This window comes from Natronococcus sp. (assembly GCF_047921035.1).
In the GTDB taxonomy this organism is placed as follows: Archaea; Halobacteriota; Halobacteria; order Halobacteriales; family Natrialbaceae; genus Natronococcus.
The window spans coordinates 1-2022 of sequence record NZ_JBLRWX010000203.1; the positions used below are offsets into that span (position 1 = coordinate 1).

The following is a 2022-nucleotide window of genomic DNA, read 5'->3' on the forward strand; positions in this document are numbered from 1 at the left end:
GCTGACGAGCCTGCTGTCGGCACTCGAGCGACTCGAACGCCACGGAACGCCGGCGACCGGCCGGCGACGACGGCGTTCGATGAACTTCGACTACGACGTCTCCGTCGGCTCCGGGCTCGATCGGGCGATCGACAGGGTCCGCGCGCCGGCCGACGACAGTCGAACCCGGGAACGGCTACGGCGCCGACGCCGGTCGCCCTCGCCGGACGGTCACATCACGTCGCGGCTCCACGACGAGGAGCTGCTGGTCACGGCCGACGTCGCCGGCGCCGACGCGGACGACGTCACGGTCGGCTTCGACGGGGACGAACTGGTCGTCGCCGTCTCCGGGAGCGAACTCGATCGGGTCGACGTTCCCTGGGAGGACCGGACGTCGAGCGCGTCGTTCAAAAACGGCGTCCTCACCGTCATCGTCGAGCCCGCGGAGGACCGACGATGAGCGAGGACGAGGACGAGACGTTCGAAGAGCTGCTCTCGGAGGCCGAGTCGAGCCTCGAGAACCTCGAGTCGTCGCTCGAGGGGGTCGACACGGCGGACGAACTCGGCGACGGCGACCTCGAGGAGCTGCTCGGCGACGTCGATACGCTCGTGCGGGTCGCCCAGGAGACGGGTGAGCTGATCGAGTCGCTGGACCTGACGGAGCTTCCGGAGGCCGTCGACGGCGACGAACTGCTCGAGGCGATCGAAACGGGCGAGGTTCCGGACGCGCTGGCCGACGAGGAGACCGGCGCGACCGACGTCGTCGACCTCACGCAGCTGTTCTCGGCGCTGGACCTGTTGAGCATGTGGGACGCGTCGGACCTGACCGAGATCTGGGAACAGAAACGCGAACTCGACGACGCGACCGACGCGCTCGACGACGACGAGGAGGGAACGCTCGAGGATGCCGCCGAGACCGTCGTCGACGAGGGGACGGACCTGATCGGCGACGACGACGGCGACGACCTCCTCGACGAGGTCGATCCGAAGGAGGCCGCGATGGAGGCCTTCGAGAAACCCGACATCGAGGACGATCCGGAGGCCTACCAGGTGTTCATCCAGCAGCAGGCGATGCGCGGGATCGACGCGTTTCGCGACGCCCTCCTCGAGACTCACGAGACGTTCCAGAAGCTCTACGAGACCAACCGGGAGAAGATGCGACGGGAGAACACGAGCCCGTCCTCTCGGAACCCGACCGCGGCCTCGACGATCGCGACCGAGCGACGGGACATCGGCACGAGCGATACGCGCCACTCGACGGTCCCACAGCAGGTCAAGCTCTCGACGGCGCCGACCCGGAGGCGCATCTACGGTCGCCGGTTCGAACTCGAACTCGAGCGAAAACGACGCCAACAGAACAATGACTGACACCCCACTCAGCAGCCCGACGACGCGACCGAGCACCGCGGACCGATCCTCGATCGACAGCGCGGACGGATCGAATAGCCGTCGCCGTTCTCGAGGTGGTCGTCGTGGTCGATGAGTTTCAACCCAGCCGACAGAAGGCCGACCTCGCCGAGGTCGTCGAGATGCTGCTCGACAAGGGGATCGTCATCAACGCGGATATCGCCGTCTCGATCGGCGACACCCAGCTCCTGGGCGTTCAGCTGCGGGCCGCGATCGCCTCCTTCGAGACCGCGGCGAAGTACGGCCTCGAGTTCCCCGAGGGGACGGACATGCAGCGGCTCGCCGAGGCCGTCGACGACCCCGAACTCGCCGAGGAACGACAGTCGACCGCCCCGATCGATCCGACCCGAGGCGTCAACGTGACGGCCGAATCCGACGCCGACTCGGAGAACGACGGCGAGCGCGAGTCGGACGGCGGGGACGACGGGGAGGACGTCACGCCCGCCCACCCCGGATTCAGCCCCGATCCCGATCGACCGACCAGCGGCGGGTTCGATCTGCTCAGCGACGACCCCGAAGAGGAGGAATCGGCGGACGACGAGGAGACCGAATCGGAGGGTGACGAGTAATCCATGTCGACGATCGACGTCGGCGACGGCGAGAACGCGCGCGACGGGCTGTTGACGCTCGTCATCG

General features: G+C 67.8%; 3 protein-coding genes. All 3 read left to right on the plus strand.

The genetic code is table 11. The features are described 5' to 3' along the window. The coding region (gene gvpH, locus ACNA7R_RS20095; RefSeq protein WP_416285309.1) for a gas vesicle protein GvpH at positions 1-439 on the plus strand (439 nt) is incomplete at its 5' end. Beyond that, on the plus strand, positions 436-1347 hold the full coding sequence (locus tag ACNA7R_RS20100; protein WP_416285310.1) for a hypothetical protein: 912 nt from the start codon (positions 436-438) through the stop codon (positions 1345-1347). The genes gvpH and ACNA7R_RS20100, both read left to right, overlap by 4 nt. Positions 1348-1451: 104 nt before the next feature. After that, a complete protein-coding gene (gvpJ, locus tag ACNA7R_RS20105) occupies positions 1452-1955 on the plus strand; it encodes a gas vesicle protein GvpJ (RefSeq protein ID WP_416285311.1) in 504 nt (167 codons plus the stop codon). Positions 1956-2022 lie beyond the last annotated feature (67 nt).

Excerpts from the sequence above, each read along its gene's own strand:
- ACNA7R_RS20100 (WP_416285310.1), top strand. The coding sequence starts at position 436 with ATGAGCGAGGACGAGGACGAGACGTTCGAAGAGCTGCTCTCGGAGGCC.